Here is a 2973-nt window from a genome sequence, read left to right as displayed (position 1 = left end):
CCGTCATTGCCGACCACGCCGCAGTGGATGCGCTGGCCGGGCGCGCCCTCGAGCAGCGGGGCGCCATCGGCGTCCATGACGAGGATGGACGGCTCGGTCGCGTCGACGATGCGGCGGACTTCCCCCCGTGTGCTTTTGGGGTTCAGCGGCACCCACACCTTGCCGCAGGCCAGCACGGCCAGCAGCGCGGCGATGTGTTCGCTGCTGTTGCCGGCGCAGATCGCGACGCGGCTTTGCGGGGCCGGGTCACGCTCGACCAGTGCGGCCGCGAGGGCCGAGACCCAGGCCGCGAGCGCGCCGTAGCGCAGCGTGCCTTCGGGCGCGTCGATGGCGATGCGCTCGGGCCAGCGCTCGGCGGTGCGCCAGAAAAAATCAATCGGGTTCATGCGGGGTGTTCTCTCTTGCGGGGTTGCTGGTTGCTTATTCAGCGCGCGCGCCGGACTGCTTGACGACCTCGCGCCAGCGTTTGGCTTCCGACAGCGTCCAGCTGCGCATCTGCGCGGGCGTGCCGGGCTCGGGCGTGGCCGCGAGGTTGAGCAGGCGCTGGCGCACCTCGGGCAGGGCCAGCACCTTGAGCAGCTCGGTGTTGACGCGCGTCACCACGGCCTGCGGCGTGCCGGCCGGCCCGGCGATGCCGAACCAGGATTGCACGTCAAAACCCGGGAAACCCGACTCGGCCACGGTGGGCACTTCGGGCAGCAGCGGCGAGCGCTGGGGGCTGGTGATGGCAATCGCCTGCAGCTTGCCGCCGCGCACATGGGGCAGGGCCGAGGGCGCGTTGTCGAACATGGATTGCACCTGGCCGCCCAGCAGGTCGGTCACGGCGGGCGCGCTGCCGCGGTAGGGCACATGCAGCATGGGTACCTTGGCCGCCATCTTGAAGAGCTCGCCCGAAAGGTGGATGGACGAGCCGCTGCCGGCCGACGCGAAGGTGATGCCGTTGGGCGAGGACTTGGCGAAGCTCACGTAGTCGGCCAGGGTCTTGATGGGCAGCTGCGGATTCACCACCAGGATGTTGGGCACCTTGGCGATCAGGCCCATGGGCTCGAAGTCTTTCAGCGGGTCGTAACCCAGCTTGTCGTAGAGCGAGGCATTGATGGTGTTGGCGATGGTGTAGACGTAAAGCGTGTAGCCGTCGGCCGGCGCGCGCGCGACGACCTCGGCGCCCACATTGCTGTTGGCGCCCGCGCGGTTGTCAACCAGGATGGGCTGGCCCAGCTGCTTGCCGAGCTCGACCGCGACAATGCGCGCGATCACGTCGGTAGCGCCGCCGGCCGCGTAGCCGACGACCAGCTTGATGGGTTTGCTGGGCCAGGCTGCTGCGGGCTGGGCCTGGGCGGGCAGGGCGGCCGTGAAGGCGAGGGCGGCAAGAAGGGCGCTGAGGACGAGCCGGCGGCGGAAAGGGGTGTTCTGCAAATTCACGGTATATGTCTCCTGTTGTAGGTATGCGCTGCGTGTGCGGTGCTTGTGCCGGGCCTGGGCCGGCAACAGGGGGAAATTCTTGACCAGGCCGTCCCGCGCGACAAACCCGAACGTCCGGCCAGCGGACGTTCTATAGTCCCATGCCATGGCCTCTCGCTCTTCAAAATCCTCAGCATCCTCCGCCTCCTCTGATGTCATCGAAGCAGCCGAGCCGGTTGAATCAGCCGACGACGGCGGCAGCCGCACGCTGCGCCGCGGCCTGCAGCTGCTGGATGCCGTGCTGCAAAGCGRCCGTGAAGGTTTGCGCGTGGTCGACCTGTGCCGCGCGGCGGGCCTGGAGCGCGCCACGGTGTACCGCCTGCTGGCGACGCTGCTCGAGGCCGGCTATGTCGCGCCGCGCGGCCGCTTCCGTTATGTCGCCGGGCCGCGCCTGGCGCAGCTGCAGGCGCCGCCGCCTTCACCTTCGGATTTTGCGGCGCGCCTGCAGCCGGTGCTGGCGCGCGTGAGCCAGGCCTGCGGCGACGCGGCCTTCGCCATCGTGCGCGAGGGCGCGGCCTCGCACTGCATCGCACGCCAGGTCGGCACCCACCCGGTGCAGATGCTGGTGATCCAGGTCGGCACACGCCAGCCCTTGGGCGTGGGCGCAGCCGGCCTGGCCTTGCTGGCCGCGCTGCCCGAAGAAGACGCGGCGGCAGTGATTGCCGCCAATGCGCCGGTGCTGGGGCGTTATGGCGGCATGACGCCGGAGCGGATGGGGATTCTGGTGCGCGCCACGCGGGAACGGGGGTGGGCTGTGATTGGGAATCACGCTACTGAGGGGGTGCTGGCTGTGGGCGTGGCTGTGGCTGGGCGGGATGGCAGCCCGGCTGCTGCGATCAGTGTGGCTTCTACTATGGAGAGGATGCCTCGGGCCAGGCAGGGGTTGATTGTTCGTTCCATGCGGGAGGCGCTTGGGGTGCTGCTCCCCGAGGGCTTGTAGGCCGCTCGTAGAACATTGCGATGCGGCGTTGACGCCGGGTCTTGCTCCGGCGGTGTGCGCTCTTCTGAGTGTTGCTGGCCGGGGRTAGCCCGGCGGCTACTCACTTTTCTTTTGCTTCGCCAAAAGAAAAGTAAGCAAAAGAAAAGGCGACCCTGGTTGCTGCGTCCCTTCGCTTCGCTACGGGCAACCTGCGGTGCTCGGTCCAGACGGGGTCTCGCTAAACTCGCTTCGCTCAGACAACGCGATCCCTGATCCGTCTGGCCCTGCGCTCCTCGGCGCATCCACAAGGGGTGGGGAAGGAATACCAATACMKAAGAAACAAGGACTYGCCWTGGCGAGTCCTTGTTTGTATTTGTCTTCTTTGTGTTTCCGTTTTCTGTCTTCTTTCTTTCCCCGTTCCCGATTGCCCCGTCCTGGCTGGGCCGAGGAGCGCAGACGTAGGCGGATCAGGGATCGCGTTGTTTGAGGTTCTATATTTGTTGTCAAACAGTTTTCGGCAGCAGCTTGGCCGGATCCCAGGGCTGACCCGTCTTCCAGACGGCAAACGCCACCCGCAACAGCTTTCGCCCGAG

General features: G+C 67.2%; 3 protein-coding genes. 1 reads left to right on the top strand and 2 read right to left on the bottom strand.

Annotated features, from left to right (window positions below):
- Positions 1 to 386: AMP-binding protein (locus AC1D0P_RS23930; protein ID WP_477679022.1), on the bottom strand; the 386-nt coding region annotated here is incomplete at its 3' end.
- Positions 387 to 420: 34 nt separating this feature from the next.
- Positions 421 to 1422: a tripartite tricarboxylate transporter substrate binding protein gene (locus AC1D0P_RS23925; protein WP_477679021.1), complete on the bottom strand. Its 1002-nt coding sequence runs from the start codon at positions 1420 to 1422 to the stop codon at positions 421 to 423.
- Positions 1423 to 1567: 145 nt separating this feature from the next.
- Between AC1D0P_RS23925 and AC1D0P_RS23920 the strand changes: the two genes are divergently transcribed.
- Entirely contained in the window at positions 1568 to 2401 is an 834-nt protein-coding gene (locus AC1D0P_RS23920) for an IclR family transcriptional regulator (RefSeq protein WP_477679020.1), read from the top strand.
- The last annotated feature ends 572 nt before the right edge of the window (positions 2402 to 2973 follow it).

The organism is Polaromonas sp. P1_G2 (assembly GCF_056405515.1).
Note: the sequence above shows the minus strand (reverse complement) of the source record. Positions and strands in the feature narration are given on the sequence as shown.